This is a genomic window from Arthrobacter sp. 01T428, from assembly GCF_056398685.1.
The window spans coordinates 14,098-29,705 of record NZ_JBFTPW010000024.1 but is presented as its reverse complement, the minus strand read 5'-3'; the positions used below and the strand labels follow the sequence as shown (position 1 = coordinate 29,705).

The window sequence follows — 15,608 nt, the reverse complement described above, 5'->3', positions numbered from 1 at the left end:
GACATCGGATCATTCGCCGTTAGGATGTAGCCATGGCTGTCACAGATGAAGCGATCGGCAAGATCAAGGACATGCTGATCCGCGGCGAACTCAAGGCCGGGGACCGCCTTCCGCCGGAGAAGGAACTGAGCGAGCGGCTCGGCCTCTCGCGAAGCTCCCTGCGCGAGGCCGTCAAAGCGCTCGAACTCATCCGTGTCCTCGACGTGCGGCGTGGGGACGGCACCTACGTCACCAGCCTCGACGCCAAGTTGCTCAATGAAGCAGTGGCATTCGTCGTCGATCTCCACCAGGACCGTTCCATCCTGGAACTCTTTGAGGTCCGACGAATCCTGGAGCCCGCCACCGCATTCATCGCCACAGGCAAGATCACTCCCACGGCACTCACGGCGTTGCGCGCCACGATGGACGGGATCGACGAGAACACCGACGTCGAAGAACTCGTGGCCCACGACCTCGAATTCCACGGCATCATCACCCAGGCCGCCGGAAACGACTACCTCGCCGGCCTACTCGAAGCCCTCTCCAGCAGCACCGTCCGGGCGCGCATCTGGCGCGGCTTGACCCAGGAAAAAGCCGTGGCGCACACCCTTGCGGAGCACAAGGCCATCGCGGACGCCTTGGAACGTGGCGACGCCGAGCTGGTCCGGGCACTTGTGACCGTCCACATCAGCGGCGTCGAGAGCTGGTTGCGCCAGGCGCTTTAGTTCGCGATGCTTCGCTTTTGAAGCCCATACGTCCGCACGGCGGTTCCCTCAAGAAACTCCGCCCGCTCACCCGAAGTGAGCTCCTCGGCGAGTTCCAGAAGAACTCCGAGGGTTCGTCCGTACGGCGCACCCAAGGTACTGACGGGCCAATCGCCGCCGACCATGAGCCGTCCAGGACCGAAAGCTTCGAGCGCTTCATCCCACAGCGGACGCAAGGCCTCCGCCGTGTACGGGACGCCCGGCAAGTGCAGGCCGGACACCTTGGCCACCGTGTTGGGCAGCTCAGCCAAGGCGCGGAAATCCGCTCGCCACACGTCCATCGCCGCAGGATCGGCCATCGGCGGCTTCCCGAGATGATCCAGCACCATGGTCAGCTCCGGCAGCTCCCGGGCGAGGTGGACCGCACTACCGAGGTGCCTCGGAAAGGCGTCCGGGACGTCGAACGCCAATCCGTGGCCGGCGAGCATGCGCAAGGAATCGCGGACCGCGGGCAATTCGAGGAAATCGTCCCGCGGATCGTCGTGGACCAAGTGCCGCACGCCCCGGAACGCGGGGTTCCGGAGGAACCGTTCCAGCTCCTGCTCCGCTTCGGCCGGCTTATCGAGGGGAATCCAGCCCACGACGCCGAGTACCCAAGCGTTGCGGTCGGCGACGGCGAGCATGGACTCAGTATCCAAAACGGTGTCGTCAGCCTGGACGAGCACCGCTCCATCGACGCCAGCGCCATCCAGGGTTTTCCGTGCCTCAGCCTCGCCGTAGCTACGGAAGAGTCCGCCGTGCTGCGGCCCAAGCCACGCGTACGGACTCGGACCACCGCCGGCTGGATCCGGCCCGAGGTCCCACAGGTGCAGGTGCGAATCAATCACCCGGCACACCCGCCAAAGCCGCCCACAGTTCTTCCGGCACATCCTCATTCATCCGGGCCGCGTTTGCTGACACTTGCTCCGGACTGCTGGCCCCCACCGTCACGTTCACAACGGCCGGGTGTCGCAGGCTGAACTGGAGTGCCGCCGTCGGGAGCTCCACCCCGAACCCGCGGCACAAGCCGGCGAGCGCCCGTGCGCGCTCCACCAGTGCGCGCGGGGCACGCGCATAGTTGTAATGCGAGTCCTCGGGTACGTCCGGCCTCGCCAGCAGGCCGGAATTGAAGACGCCCACGTTCACGACGCCGGTGCCGCGCGCCACACAGCGGTCCAGGAGCGGAACGCCGGGCTGCTCTAGCAAGGTATATCGGCCGGCGAGCATCAGCAGGTCCAGATCGGCCGCTTCGACGCATTCGAGCGCAGCTTCCGCCGAGTTGGTCCCGACGCCGATCGCCTTCACCACGCCGTCCGCGCGCAGCTTTTCCAAGGCAGGCAGCGCTTCGTCGATTCCCTTGGCGAGGTCGTGGACATCAGGATCGTGCAGGTAGGCGATGTCCACGTGGTCCAGGCCGAGCCGTTCGAGCGATTCCTCGATGCTCCGGCGGATCCCCGCTTCTGAGAAGTCCCATTGGCGTTTGCTCGTTGCTGCGACGTCGAAGCCTTCGTCGTCCTTCGCGCTGAATCCCACGGCGTTCGGCACCAGCAGCCGGCCCACCTTGGTTGACACAGTGAACTCACCGCGTGGTTTCTCCCTGAGCACCGCACCAAGCCTGCGCTCGGAGAGCCCCAAGCCGTAGTGCGGCGCGGTGTCGAAGTAGCGGACCCCCGAGTCCCAGGCCGCCTTGACGGTGGCGGCGGCCTGGGCGTCCGGCATGGCACGGTACAGGTTGCCGATACCGGCGGCGCCGAAGCCGAGCTTGCCCAGCGCGCCATCCCACGACGTGCCGCTCATACCAGCTCCCATACCAAGGGGATGCCGGAGTCATTGCCGGAATAGTCGTCCTGGACTTCCAGCATCTCCGCCATGCGGGCCTGCCACGGGACATTCGCCGGATGGTCCGCGAGCGCCCGGCGCATGGCTTGGTAGTCCTCCACCTCAACAAGGTGGAAGAGCTCCTGGCCGCTGCGCCAGATCCGCCAATTGCCCACTCCGGCCTCTTTCAAGGCGGCGACGAGTTCGGCGGGGATCCCCGCATGAGCTTCCGCGTAGTCCTGCTCGGCACCCGGCTTGAGCCGGGTGTGCAGGGCAATGGTTTCCGGCACACTACACCCCGGGCTTCAGGAAGAGTTCGACGACGGGCACCGCCACGTCCGGTCGCTGGACGGGCAGCTTCAGTGTCAGGGTACCCGCTGGTTGTCCGCCAGGAGTGGTGTTGATTGCCGCCCGGTCCGGTGCGATCTCCAGCATCGCGACTTCGGAGGCGTCGTTGAGCAGTTGGGCGTATTCCACTTTGCCGGCGAGTTCGGGGAGATGGACGTATTCGAACGGCCACGCAAACAAGTGGACGTAAAGCCGGTCACCGCGGCGTGTGTACCGGGCGTCGGCAGGCGCGGTCCACGCAGCGGGTCCAGCTCCGTAGATGGCCCGGGAATGCAGCTTCATCCAGTCGCCGATGCCGCGGAGGGACTCCACGGCCCGGGGATCGAAATTGCCGCGGGCCGTGGGGCCAACGTTGAGGAGCAGGTTGCCGTCCTTGGACACCCCATCCACAAGCATGCGCACCAGCAAGTCCACGGACTTGTAGTCCAAGTTGTCCCGGTCATAGCCCCAGCTGCCGTTGAGGGTTTGGCATGCTTCCCACGGCACTTCGACGCCGTCCACCACCATGGGCCCGGAAGGCTGGTACTGCTCCGGCGTGGCGAAGTCGCCAGGAATGTCCAGGCGGTCGTTGACGATGATGCCGGGTTGAAGTTCCCCGACCATCTTCAAGAGTTCCACGGACCCCCACGCGTCGCGGCCCTTTCCGCCCCAGATGTGCTTGTGGTCCTCGCTCGTGTAGGAAAAGTCGAAGAAGAGGTAGTCGATCTGGCCGTAGTTGCTCAGCAGCTCGCGCACCTGGCCATGGAGGTATTCGCGGTAGCGGGCCATGTCGCGGCCCTCGTTGAGCTTTTCGGCCTCGGGGTTGTCGCGTTCGGGGTGGAACCCGTCGATGGTGAAATCCGGGTGGTGCCAGTCAATGAGGGAGTGGTAGAAACCGACCTTCAGGCCGAATTCCCGCAACGCTTCGACGTACTGGGCCACGAGGTCCTGCCCGGACGGAGTCTTGGTGGATTTGTAGTCGGTGAGTGCGGAATCCCAGAGGCAGAAGCCTTCGTGGTGCTTGGTGGTCAGCACCACGTATTTCATGCCGGCGTCTTTCGCCGCGCGGGCCCATTCCCGCGGATCGTAGAGATCCGGGTTGAAGTGCTGGAAGTACTTCTCATATTCCTCGGCAGGAATACGTTCGCGATTCATGACCCACTCGTGCCGGGCCGGCAGGGCGTACAAGCCCCAGTGGACGAACATACCGAACCGGGACTCCGTGAACCAAGGTGCTTGGGCGATCATGGGTGGTTACTCCTTCAAGGTTGTTGCGGGTCTTTGGGTTGTTGAGTGTTGTGCGGCCCTGGAGGTAACGCGTCAGCGTCCGCCAAAGCCGCTCGTGACGATGCCTTTGACGAGGTGTTTCTGCAGGAGGATCAGCAGCAGAAGGGTGGGAGCCATTGAGATCACGGAGGCGGCCATGACCAGGTGCCACTGATTGCCCTGTTGGCCGAAGAACATCTGGAGCCCCAACGGGATGGTGCCGAGGTTGTTGACGTCGTTGATCACTACCAATGGCCAGAGGAACGAGTTCCAGTAGCTGATGAAGCTGAAGACCGCCAGGACGGCCATGGTGGGCCTAGCCAGTGGAAGCATGACCAACAGGAAGGTCCTCAGGGTTCCCGCGCCGTCCACCCTGGCCGCGTCGTCGAGTTCTTGGGGTACGCCAAGGAAGAACTGCCGGAGCAGGAAGGCACCGAATGCCGTGAACGCCCAGGGCACAATGAGCGCCTGGAAGGTGTTCACCCAGCCCACCTTCTGCATCATGACGAACATCGGGACAATCAGGACTTCTTGGGGGATCATCAGCGTTGCGAGGAACACCATGAAAACCAGGTTCCGTCCCCGCCAGCGCTGCCGGGAGAAGGCGTAGCCGGAGAAAGCGGAAACCACCAGGGTGAGTGCCGTTCCAGCGGCCGAAACCAAGAGTCCGTTGCCCATGAAGCGCAGGAACGGCATGTAGTTCAGGGCCTCCTGGTAGTTCTGCCACCGGAATTCCGAGCCGAACAACTTCGGCGGGACGCTGAAGATCTCAGCAGGGGGTTTGAACGATGTCGCAAACATGTAGATGAGCGGCGACAGGAAGAGCAGCGCGATAAGGCAAAGGATCACGTATCCGATGGCGGGCCGGATCCTCGTGGTCCATCGTCTTCCGGGCTCTCCGGAGCCACGGGGACGGGCGGTGAGGGGGCGTATCCGGCTGGTTGTCTCAAGCATCGTAGTGGACCCACTTCTTTTGTCCGAGGAACTGGACTGCCGTCACGCCGAGGATGATGACGAACAGGATCCAAGCAGCCGCGGATGCCAGGCCGAGCTGGTGGAACTGGAAACCCTGGTTGTAGATATAGAGGACGATCGTCGAGGTGGCCGAACCCGGCCCTCCCTTGGTGAGGATGAACGGCTGGGCGAAGACCTGCAACGAGGTAATGAGGGTCATCATCGTGCCAAAGAAGATGGACGGCGAAATGAGCTTGAGCTTGATGCGCCAGAAGATGGTCCAGGCGTTGGCGCCATCGATTGCGGCCGCTTCGGTGAGGTTCTCAGGAACTGCGTCCAAGGCGGCGGAGAACACCAGCATGTTGTAGCCGAACCCCTGCCACACGCTCATGACGACAATGGCCATCATTGCCCAGTGTTCGTCTCCGAGGAAGTTCGGCGCTGAAATTCCCGTGGCGCTTTGCAGGGTGCCGTCAATGAATCCACCGGGTTGGTACAGCATCCTCCAGACGACGACGTTGGCCACCACCGGGGTGATAGAAGGAATGAAGAAGATGACCCGGAAGATGTGGCGCCCCTTGATGCGCGGAGTCAACCACGCGGCAAGGCCGAGGGAAACAACCAGGTTCAGGGGCACATAGAGGACCACGAACAACACGGTGTTCCCGACAACCTGCCCGAAGATCGGATCGCTGAACAGCTTCTCGTAGTTGCCCAGGCCGAGGAAACTCGGGGTTCCCAGGAGCGGCCAGCGGAAGAAGCTGATGACGAGGGAAACAACGATCGGCAGCAGCGTGAAGATCGCGAGACCGAGGCCATGCGGCAGGGCAAAGGCCGGTCCCCACATTGTCCTCCGGCCGAGCTGGGCATCCGGTTCGGCCTTCGCCTTCCCACTGACGGTGGCAGCCGTTGCTTCAGGAAGCGGCGCCTTTGCGGGCTTGAGTAGTGTCATTTCTCATTCCTTTGCGAAGAGTGCGTGCCTGCCCGGCTGTTAGTCGGGCACTGCCAGGCAGGCATCACACTGATCATCGGGGCAGCTGGGCCGCAATGTCTTTCATGACATCCGCTGCGCTCTGCTGTCCATTGATGGATTTGACGAGGTACTGGTTGAAAAGCTGGCCCAGTTGGTCGCTGTTGGTGTTGCTTGGCATCGGCACTGCCGTGGCCTCGGCGCTCTTAAGGGTCTCCGCGACTCCGGGAATGCCCGCGTTGTCAATCCACTTTGTCTGCTGGGCGGTGCGTGCGGCCAGTGCGCGCCCGGCTGCCGCCAGATTCCCCAGGACCTTGTCGCCGGTCATTTCCTTGAGGGCGGCAAAGGCCTTGTCCGGAGTAGCGCATTGCTTGGAGATGCCCCAGCCGGAGCCGGCGCTGAACGTCTTCCCGCCGCCAGGGCCCGCGGGAAGGGTGGTGACGCCGACTTTGAACTTGGCTTTGGCCTTGACGTCCAGCAGGGACCACGGACCGTCGATACTCATCGCGGTATTGCCGGCCATGAATTCATTGGCGCTGAATGCCGTGTCGCCGCCGGGCAGTTCGGGGGAGACCTTCTCCTTGCTTGTCAGGTCGGAAACCCACTGGAGTCCCTTGGCGAAGGTCGGATCGCTCGCGTCCATGGTGCCGTCTTCCTTCAAGACGCGTCCGCCGTTGTAGGCGAGGACTTGCGATTCAACGAAGAGATCGGCCGTGTTCGGTGCGATCGCATGTTTGCCGTTGGCCGTCAGCTTCTTCGCGGCTGCCACGAACTCGTCGGCCGTCCAGCCCGCCTTCGGGACCGGCACGCCCGCGGCGTCGAACATGTCCTTGTTGTAGAACATCATCACGGGGCCCACGTCATACGGCAGGGCGTACAGATTGTTGTCGGCGCTGAGCCCCTTGATCATGGAGGAGTCGAAGGCGCTCAAATCCAGGTTGTTCTTTTTCACCAGGTCATCGAGCGGCAGCATGCCATCCTTGAGCTGCGCTGTCCGCAGGCTCTGGACCGCCACCAGGCACGGGGCTGTGTTCGAGCTGAGCTGGGTGCTCATCTTGGTGAAGTAGTCCTGGAAGGTAGAACCCTGCAGGGTGATCTTCACATCGCCCAACGTGTTGCTGACGTCATCGGCAACTTTCTCCCAGTTCTTCTGGTCTTCCGTGCCGCCGACCCACATGGCCCACGTCATGGCGGTCTTGCCGTCTGCGGTACTGCCGGACGAGCTGCCCCCGCAGCCTGTGAGTCCAATGAGGCCCAGTGCCAAGGCACCTGCCACCAACGCTTCTTTGCGCATATCTTTCACCACGTGCTTTCAGTAGGGAACTGTGCTTTCGAGGAATTTCGATAAAGGTTATTGCTGGGGAGTCAAAGGAGGGGATCCCGCGGCCCACACAGGGCCATCGGGAAAGCTGTAGCCGGCCAACGTGCCGCCGACCATTTCACTGCCGGCACCGGGTGCCGACGGCGGCCAGTACGAGCCGTCGTGGACATCCACCGGAGTGACAAAGTGCTCGTGCAGATGGTCGACGAACTCAATCATCCGACCATCCTTGTCGGCGGATACCGCCACGAAATCGAACATCGACAAGTGCTGGACGGCCTCGCAGAGGCCGACTCCACCTGCATGTGGGCAGACGCGGACGCCGAACTTCGCCGCGAGCAGGAGGATGGCGATGTTCTCGTTCACTCCCGCCACCCTCGCCGCATCCAGTTGCAAGACCTGCAAGGATCCGGCCTGCAGCATCTGCTTGAACATCACGCGATTTTGGACATGCTCACCCGTGGCCACGGGGATCGGCGCCACGCCCCGGGCAATCGCGGCATGGCCGAGGACATCATCCGGACTGGTGGGTTCCTCAATCCAGGCAATGTCATAGGGAGCCAAATGCGCCATCCAGTCAATCGCTTCCTGGACGTCCCAGCGTTGGTTCGCGTCCACGGCGATCTTGATACCAGGCCCCACAGCGTTGCGGGCCGTGCGGACGCGCCGGATGTCGTCTTCCAGCGAGGCCCCCACCTTGAGCTTGATCTGGCCGAAACCGTCTGCAACGGCTTCCTTGGCCAGCCGCACAAGTTTGTCGTCGCTGTAACCCAACCAGCCCGGCGTCGTGGTGTATGCGGGGTATCCTTCCGCGAGAAGTGCTGCCCTGCGGGCGGCGCGCCCCGGCTCCGCCGTCCGCACTATCCCCAGCGCGTCCTCCGGCGTGAGCGCATCGCTGAGGTACCGGAAGTCCACGAGCGCCACAATCTCCTCCGGACTCATCCGGGAAAGCAGCTCCCAGAGAGGCAGTCCGGCCCGCTTGGCTTTGAGGTCCCACAGGGCGTTGACGACGGCGCCGATCGCCATGTGCATCACGCCCTTTTCGGGGCCAAGCCAACGGAGTTGGGAATCGTGGACCAGGAGCTTCCAGGTGCCGCCCATGTCGCCGAGCAGTTCCTCGACGTTGCGGCCCAGGATGTGGTGGCGGAGTGCCTCGATAGCCACTGCCTCCACCTCGTTGCCGCGCCCGATGGTGAAGACGAAACCGTGGCCCTCGTGACCGTCGCCGGCGTCGGTGCGGATCACCAGGTATGCCGCCGAATAGTCCGGATCCGGATTCATGGCATCCGATCCGTCCAGTTCCAGGGAGGTGGGAAAACGGATATCGAAGGTGTCCACCGCGGTGATGACGCTCATTGTGCTCCTTGCTTGGCAGCAGGTAGTTTGCTGGGAAGAGCGTAAACATCCGATGTCTGCATTGTCAATGGGTCACATTTCCGTATTATGGAGAGCAACAGCAGACTAGAGCTCGGATGTTAGAGCCAGAGCACGGAGGAATACATGAACATGAAATTCGCCCGGCTGGGCACTGCCGGAAATGAAAAGCCGGTTGTCATCGCCCAAAACGCCAACGGCACCGAAAAGTACTTCAGCCTTGACCCGCTGACGAAGGACATCAACGGAGAGTTCCTCGCCACGGACGGCATCGCACGCACCCGCGAAGCCCTTGATGCCGGCAATCTTCCCGAGATTTCTGCCGAAGGACTCCGGATCGGTTCACCCATCGCCCGGCCCGGCAACGTCGTCTGCATCGGCCTCAATTACACGGCCCACGCGGCCGAATCCGGAGCAACGCCCCCGGAATCACCCGTGGTGTTCCTGAAGCCAAGCAACACGGTCAGTGGCCCGTTCGACGCCGCGCCCATCCCGCCGTCGTCGGAAAAGTACGACTGGGAGGTGGAACTCGGAATCGTGATCGGTCGCGAAGCGTCATACCTTTCCAGCACGGACGAGGCCGCGGACTGCATCGCGGGCTACGTCGTCGCCAATGATCTCTCCGAGCGCGATTACCAACTGCCCGGCGCCGCGGGCCAGTGGACCAAGGGCAAGTCCCTTCCGCAGTCCACTCCCCTCGGCCCCTGGTTGGTTCCCGCGGATGGGCTCGACGCCGGACACCTCGCGTTGCGCACCTGGGTCAATGGCGAGATCCGCCAATCGTCGGACACTTCGGACATGATCTTCGACGCGCTGACCGTGGTCCACCACCTCAGCCAGTACATGGTCCTGGAGCCCGGCGACGTCATCCTCACCGGCACTCCGGAAGGCGTGGCGCTCTCTGGTCGCTTCCCGTACATCCAGCCCGGCGACGTGGTGGAGCTTGAAGTGGAAGGGCTCGGCCGCCAGCGCCAGGAGTTCTACAGAGCCCACGCAGCTTCGCTTGCTTCAGTAGGCACTGACGAGGCAACGCGGTGAGCACCGAGTTCGAGGGACTCGTAGCGCTGGTCACCGGCGGGGCGTCCGGCATCGGCGCGGCGATCGCGGACCGGCTCGCCGACGGCGGGGCGCAGGTCGCCGTGCTCGACCTCAACCCCTCCGGGACCCCGCATTTCGGCGTCGAATGCAACGTGGCCGACGACGCCTCGGTGCGCTCCGCCGTCGACGCCGTCGTCCGGAAGTTCGGCCGGCTCGACGTGGTGGTCAACAACGCAGGGATCGGCGCACAAGGGGACATCTCTGCAAACGACGACGCCGAATGGCACCGCGTACTCGACATCAACGTGGTGGGCATCGCCCGCGTCAGCCGTGCGGCTCTGCCGTACCTGCGCGAATCGCCCGCGGCCGCGATCGTGAACACGTGCTCCATCGCCGCGACGGCAGGGCTGCCGCAGCGGGCCTTGTATTCGGCGTCGAAGGGCGCAGTCTTGTCCCTCACGCTGGCCATGGCGGCCGACCACGTCCGCGAAGGGATCCGCGTCAACTGCGTCAACCCCGGCACGGTGGACACGCCATGGGTAGGCAGGCTGCTCGAATCCTCCGCCGATCCCGCCGCCGAACGCGCTGCCCTCAACGCCCGACAGCCACACGGCCGTCTCGTGGAGGCCGCCGAGGTGGCCGGCGCCGTCGCCTACCTCGCAAGCCCGCTGTCCGGCTCGACGTCGGGCACGTCCCTGGCGATCGACGGCGGCATGCAGGGGCTGCGGTTGCGCCCGGTGGGATAGCTACGTAACGCAACGCCCGCGCAACCCCTCTCCACCACCGGTTCGCCTATGCTCAACACCAGGCAATCGATGGCGATCCACCAAGGAGCAGGCATGAGCAATTGGCGCATCAGGGACTTCCATTCCTCGGACATGGACGGGATACTGCACCTTTGGGAGTCGCTCAAAGCCGACAACGTGGACCCTGTCTATGCGCTCTCCGAGGTCCTTGCTTCATGCGAGAAGGACCACGCGGTGGTGGCGGTGCAGGGCGAGCAGGTGGTTGGTGCCGCCGTCGGACGTGCGGCCCATGACCAGGGCTGGATCGTTTTCCTGGCCACGCTGCCCGAATTCCGTGGACGCGGGATCGGCACTTCGCTGCTGGCCGCCGTCGAGAACCGGATGACTCCGCACGGGCTCAACAAGCTCTCGGCGCTCATGCCCGAGTCCGAAACCCGAGTCGAGGCGTTCCTGGGCCGCGGCTTCCTGCTCAAGCAAAACCTGCACTATTTTGAGCGGACCATCCCGGTGCAGCGCCAGGAACTCGAGCCGTTGAGCCAGCTCGGCGGCCGGATCCTGGCCCGGGACCTGTGGGAAAACGTCGCCGGAATGCGCCGCGAAAAGGAGCTGCTGGAACGCCGTCTGGTCCTACCCCTTGCCGAGGCTGACCTCGCCGACCAATTCGGCGTGGTGCCGCCGCGCGCCGTCGTGCTCTTCGGCCCTCCCGGGACCGGCAAGACGACCTTTGCGAAAGCGATCGCGTCCCGGCTCGAATGGCCGTTCGTGGAGGTCTTCCCCTCCCGCCTGGCCTCCGATCCCAAGGGACTGGCCGGCGCGCTTCGGGAGACGTTCCTGGAAATCGCCGAACTGGAGCACGCGGTTGTGTTCATCGACGAGGTGGAGGAGATCGCGTCCCAGCGGTCCGGTGAGCCGCCGTCGCCGTTGCAGGGCGTCACCAATGAACTCCTCAAGATCATCCCGGCCTTCCGCGAACAGCCGGGCCGCCTCCTGGTGTGCGCCACCAACTTCATCCGCGCACTGGACACCGCCTTCCTGCGCCACGGCCGCTTCGACTACGTCATCCCCATCGGGCTGCCGGACGTCCATGCCCGCGAGGCCATGTGGCAGCGATTCATCCCGGCCAGCGTGGTGGACTCGGTGGACGTGGCCTTGCTGGTGTCGCGGACGGAGGGCTTCTCCCCCGCGGACATAGAGTACGCGGCACGCAGCGCCTCCCAGCGTGCCCTGGAAAAAGCCGTCTACACAGCCGACGCTCCCGGTGAAGGCGCCTCCTCCGGGGGCCCCGCACCGGCGTCGAACGCCCGCAAGGGACCAGTCACGCAGGACTATCTCGACGCGATCGCCGACACCCGCACCACCGTCAGCGACGAAGTCCACCAAGACTTCCTCGAGGACATCGACTCTCTCGCCCGGGTTTAGAGCAACGCGGGGTCACTTACGGCCCATGTTGGGGCCCCGGATGGGCCGTAAGTGACCCCGCGTTGGAGAAGGAGGAACCGTGAACCTGTTTCTGACCATCCTGAGCGGGGTCGCTTGGACTACGGTTTACATTTGCGCGATCCGGATCGGGTTTCGCGATAAGACGTACGCGATCCCGGCGGCGGCACTGGGTTTGAACTTCGCGTGGGAAGTCATCTACTCGGTGCATTCGCTCAGCACATGGCTCTCCGTGCAGGGCGTCATCAACATTGCCTGGGCGTTGGCCGACGTCGCGATTGTGTACACGTTCTTCGCGTTCGGCAGGCGGGAACTTCCCGGATTTGTCACACGGCCGCTGTTCATCGGGTGGGCGGCTCTCTTGGGCTTGGCGTCGTTCGCGGTGCAGTGGCTGTTCATCACCGAGTTCGATTGGGATCCGGCCTCCCGGTACGCGGCATTCCTGCAGAATCTCCTGATGTCCGGCCTGTTTATTGCGATGTTCGCTGCCCGACGCAGCTTGCGGGGCCAGTCCCTGGTGATCGCTGTGGCCAAGTGGATCGGAACCCTCGCGCCAACGATCAGCTTCGGGGTGCTCGAGAATTCACTGTTCATCCTGGGCATTGGCGTCCTGTGCAGCATTTTCGACCTGACGTACATCGGGCTGCTGTTGTGGGCCAAGAGGAACCCCGGCGCCCTCTCCAGGGATCGGGACTCCGGGGGCCTCCCGGCGGTACCCTGAACCATGTCCATGAATCCATTGCGCCATGCATTGTCGCGCATGGGCGGGCGCGATCCCCAGGAGCTGAATCGCACCGCCACACCCCTGGAACTCTTCTTTGACCTCACTTTTGTCATCGCCTTCGGGGTGGCCGGCAGCCAGTTCGCTCATGAGCTGGCCGAGGCCCGTTTCGGCTCCGGGTTGATCGGCTTCACCTTCGCGATGTTCGCCGTCATGTGGGCCTGGATCAATTTCTCGTGGTTTGCCAGCGCCTACGACACTGACGACTGGGTCTTCCGGGTTGTCACCATGGTGCAGATGGTGGGTGTGCTCATCCTTGCCATGGGCATCGAGCCGATGTTCCAATCGCTCGACGAAGGCCACCGCGTGGACAACTCGACCATGGTGCTGGGTTACATCATCATGCGCTTGGCGTTGGTTTTTCAGTGGCTACGCGCGGCGAAGCAGGATCCGGAGCGCAGAAGCGCTTGCCTCACCTACGCGAAGTTCCTGGTGGTGGCACAGATCGGCTGGGTGGTGGTGCTGATTGTCCACGCCGACATCCTGACGAATTTCCTCATGGCTGCCCCGCTCTTCCTGCTGGAAATGGCGACGCCGACCATCGCCGAGCGCAAAGCCAAGACACCGTGGCACGCGCACCACATCGCGGAACGCTACGGACTCCTGGCGATCATCGCCTTGGGCGAGTGCCTGATCGGAGCCATCGAATCCCTTCGGGCAATCGTGGCCCTTCATGGCTGGTCTGTTGACGCAGCCCTCGTGGGTCTCGGCGGGACCGGGCTGGCCTTTGGAATGTGGTGGATCTACTTCATCCTCCCGGCTGGCCACGCCCTGCATCACCAACGGCACCGGGCATTCGCCTTCGGATACGGCCACATGTTCATCTTTGGGTCAATCGCCGCTACTGGTGGCGGACTTCATGTGGCCGCGCTCTTCATTGATCATGCTGCCCTCATCAGCGCCACCGTTGTAGTGGCCACCATCGCCGTCCCGGTGGCCCTGTTCAAGGTAGCCCTGAGTTCGCTCTACGGCTACCTGCTGGGTTTCGACCGCGCGCTCCTCGGGGTCACGGCCCTCGTGGTCGTGTTGCTTTGCGGCAGTGTGGGCCTGGCCCCCCTGGACGTCTCTGTTCCTGTCTGCATGATGGTCATTGTGGCGGCTCTGGCCCTCTCGATCGTGATCGACGAAAGGCGCGGGGCGGCACGCCGGGAAGCTGCGCTGGAAAGGCTGGGGGCACACCCGGCCACCTAGGCGAAATCGTGGGTCCTGGCCCCAAACCGCCGTACCGGAACGCAGCGAACGGCCTGCACCCACGATGCCGCGGCGCGGCACATCGGCACGAACGTACCGATTCCCAGCGATCGACCCTTGATTCGCTTCCCATGGAGGCGGAAAATGGTGAAACCGGCACGAACGTACCGGAGCGCGGACAACGCGCATGCCCACAAAAAGGCGAGGAAGGATGGACATGTCCTCCAGGGAATTCACCGAGTCCCTTGGCGCCAAGGTCCGTGCCCGCCGCGGCTCCCTGAGCCTGAGCCAGTCCGACCTCGCAGACCTCGCAGGAGTCTCGGAGCGATTCGTCCGGTTCGTGGAGCAGGGGAAGACCACGGTCCAATTGGAACCACTCCTTGCGGTCCTCGGCACTCTGGGCCTTGAGCTCAAGGTGCAACCCGCGGGCAAGCAATCCAAGCTGCCATGACCTTCCACCGCATCGCCGACGTCTACAAGCAAGGCGTCCTGGCCGCGCGCATCGAGCGGCATGAAGGCGGCACCAAGTTCAGCTACTTGCCGCGGTACCTCGACTCAGGCGGTCCGGCCGTTGCCACGACGCTCCCGCTGACGCGTGAAGCAGTGTTCACCCCGAGCGGCGCGGTTCCGCCCTATTTCACGGGCCTCCTCCCGGAAGGCCGCCGCCTGAATTCCCTGCGCCGGGCGGTCAAGGCCAGCGCCGACGACGAACTCGCGCTCCTCATGGGCGCGGGCGGGGACGCCGTGGGCGATGTCCAGACGGTCCCCCACGGCGAGCCGCCCACGGAAGGAGGCTCCGCCGTCGTGCTCGACTCGAAGCTGCCGCTCGACTTCGATGCGCTGCTCGGCGATTCGGGCCTCATCGACCCAGTGGCGCTGGCGGGGGTGCAGGACAAGTTATCGGCCGGGATGATTTCGCTCCCGGTAGCGCAAGCTGGCAAGCGCTTCATCCTCAAGCTCAATGCTCCCGAGTTCCCGTTCGTGGTGGAAAACGAGTTCCTCATGTTCCGTTTTGCCCGCAAGCTCCGGATACCGTTGAGCAGCGTGCAGTTGGTGCACGACGTCGGCGGGCGGGCGGGGCTGCTCGTCGAGCGTTTCGATCGCCTCACCGGAGCCGACGGCGCTCCCGTGCGCCTCGCCGTCGAGGACGGAGCCCAAGTGCTGGGCCTGTACCCCGCGGACAAGTACAGCGTGCCGTTCGGCGAGGTTTGCGCGGCGCTGGCGGCACACTGTTCCGCACCACTCCCTGCCTTGCGGAACCTCGGCCTCCAGCTGGCTTTCGCCTGGCTGAGCGGCAACGGCGACCTGCATGCGAAGAACGTGTCCATGCTTCAGTCGCCGCAGGGCGAATACACCGTTGCCCCGGTCTACGACATCCCCTCCACAGTGGTCTACGGGGACAAGACGCTCGCTCTGGGCATCGGCGGCAAGAAGAGTGGAATCTCCCGTAAGCACTTCCTTGCCTGGGCCGCGAAGCTCGGCCTGACGGAGCGCGCAGCGGAAGGAATTTTGGGACTCGCGCTCACGGCCTCGGGCCCGCTCATCGCAGAGCTCGACGCCGGCGCCTCGCCTTTCGGGCCGCTGCAGACGAGGGACTGGATCAAGGAGCTAAAGCATCGGCGAAGGTTGATGGGCGGGTAGATTTCCCTGCACCGGGCGTCAA

16 protein-coding genes are annotated in these 15,608 nt (G+C 64.0%); 8 read left to right on the top strand and 8 right to left on the bottom strand.

The genetic code is table 11. The features are described from left to right. Nucleotides 1-32 precede the first annotated feature (32 nt). A complete protein-coding gene (locus tag AC1DJB_RS20155; RefSeq protein ID WP_284991975.1) occupies nt 33-704 on the top strand; it encodes a FadR/GntR family transcriptional regulator in 672 nt (223 codons plus the stop codon). On the opposite strand, the gene AC1DJB_RS20150 is transcribed toward AC1DJB_RS20155, so the two are convergent. From AC1DJB_RS20150 to AC1DJB_RS20115, 8 genes are all read right to left on the bottom strand, one after another. Next, nucleotides 701-1,570, bottom strand: coding sequence for an amidohydrolase family protein (locus AC1DJB_RS20150; protein WP_441433595.1), 870 nt, complete (start codon nt 1,568-1,570; stop codon nt 701-703). The two genes, AC1DJB_RS20155 and AC1DJB_RS20150, sit on opposite strands and share 4 nt — an antisense overlap. Beyond that, complete coding sequence (locus AC1DJB_RS20145) at nt 1,563-2,519, bottom strand: aldo/keto reductase (protein WP_441433596.1); 957 nt, start codon at nt 2,517-2,519, stop codon at nt 1,563-1,565. The genes AC1DJB_RS20150 and AC1DJB_RS20145 overlap by 8 nt, the downstream gene beginning before the upstream one ends. Beyond that, a complete protein-coding gene (locus tag AC1DJB_RS20140) occupies nt 2,516-2,830 on the bottom strand; it encodes an L-rhamnose mutarotase (RefSeq protein WP_441433597.1) in 315 nt (104 codons plus the stop codon). Before AC1DJB_RS20140 ends, AC1DJB_RS20145 begins: the two co-directional genes overlap by 4 nt. 1 nt (nt 2,831) lies before the next feature. Continuing rightward, complete coding sequence (locus AC1DJB_RS20135) at nt 2,832-4,115, bottom strand: alpha-L-fucosidase (RefSeq protein WP_441433598.1); 1,284 nt, start codon at nt 4,113-4,115, stop codon at nt 2,832-2,834. A gap of 72 nt (nt 4,116-4,187) precedes the next feature. Beyond that, on the bottom strand, nt 4,188-5,087 hold the full coding sequence (locus AC1DJB_RS20130) for a carbohydrate ABC transporter permease (RefSeq protein WP_441433599.1): 900 nt from the start codon (nt 5,085-5,087) through the stop codon (nt 4,188-4,190). Next, entirely contained in the window at nt 5,080-6,039 is a 960-nt protein-coding gene (locus tag AC1DJB_RS20125) for a carbohydrate ABC transporter permease (RefSeq protein ID WP_441433600.1), read from the bottom strand. Before AC1DJB_RS20125 ends, AC1DJB_RS20130 begins: the two co-directional genes overlap by 8 nt. 73 nt (nt 6,040-6,112) lie before the next feature. Next, the gene (locus AC1DJB_RS20120) at nt 6,113-7,351 is read right to left on the bottom strand and encodes an ABC transporter substrate-binding protein (protein WP_306973098.1); all 1,239 of its coding nucleotides are present in this window, start codon (nt 7,349-7,351) and stop codon (nt 6,113-6,115) included. A 57-nt stretch (nt 7,352-7,408) separates the two neighbouring features. Next, nucleotides 7,409-8,734 carry an L-fuconate dehydratase gene (locus tag AC1DJB_RS20115; protein WP_441433601.1) on the bottom strand — a complete coding sequence of 442 codons (1,326 nt, stop codon included), beginning with the start codon at nt 8,732-8,734 and terminating at the stop codon, nt 7,409-7,411. Nucleotides 8,735-8,878: 144 nt separating this feature from the next. On the opposite strand from AC1DJB_RS20115, the gene AC1DJB_RS20110 reads away from it, so the two are divergent. From AC1DJB_RS20110 to AC1DJB_RS20080, 7 genes are all read left to right on the top strand, one after another. Then, nucleotides 8,879-9,790, top strand: coding sequence for a fumarylacetoacetate hydrolase family protein (locus tag AC1DJB_RS20110; protein WP_441433602.1), 912 nt, complete (start codon nt 8,879-8,881; stop codon nt 9,788-9,790). Further along, on the top strand, nt 9,787-10,536 hold the full coding sequence (locus AC1DJB_RS20105) for an SDR family NAD(P)-dependent oxidoreductase (protein ID WP_284991965.1): 750 nt from the start codon (nt 9,787-9,789) through the stop codon (nt 10,534-10,536). The genes AC1DJB_RS20110 and AC1DJB_RS20105 overlap by 4 nt, the downstream gene beginning before the upstream one ends. Before the next feature lie 93 nt (nt 10,537-10,629). Beyond that, nucleotides 10,630-11,955, top strand: coding sequence for an ATP-binding protein (locus AC1DJB_RS20100; protein WP_332602890.1), 1,326 nt, complete (start codon nt 10,630-10,632; stop codon nt 11,953-11,955). A 79-nt stretch (nt 11,956-12,034) separates the two neighbouring features. After that, on the top strand, nt 12,035-12,694 hold the full coding sequence (locus AC1DJB_RS20095) for a transmembrane-type terpene cyclase (protein WP_441433604.1): 660 nt from the start codon (nt 12,035-12,037) through the stop codon (nt 12,692-12,694). 3 nt (nt 12,695-12,697) lie between these two features. Further along, entirely contained in the window at nt 12,698-13,945 is a 1,248-nt protein-coding gene (locus AC1DJB_RS20090; RefSeq protein ID WP_441433605.1) for a low temperature requirement protein A, read from the top strand. A 217-nt stretch (nt 13,946-14,162) separates the two neighbouring features. Further along, complete coding sequence (locus tag AC1DJB_RS20085; RefSeq protein WP_284991962.1) at nt 14,163-14,396, top strand: helix-turn-helix transcriptional regulator; 234 nt, start codon at nt 14,163-14,165, stop codon at nt 14,394-14,396. Continuing rightward, the gene (locus AC1DJB_RS20080; protein WP_441433606.1) at nt 14,393-15,586 is read left to right on the top strand and encodes a type II toxin-antitoxin system HipA family toxin; all 1,194 of its coding nucleotides are present in this window, start codon (nt 14,393-14,395) and stop codon (nt 15,584-15,586) included. The genes AC1DJB_RS20085 and AC1DJB_RS20080 overlap by 4 nt, the downstream gene beginning before the upstream one ends. Nucleotides 15,587-15,608: the final 22 nt, after the last annotated feature.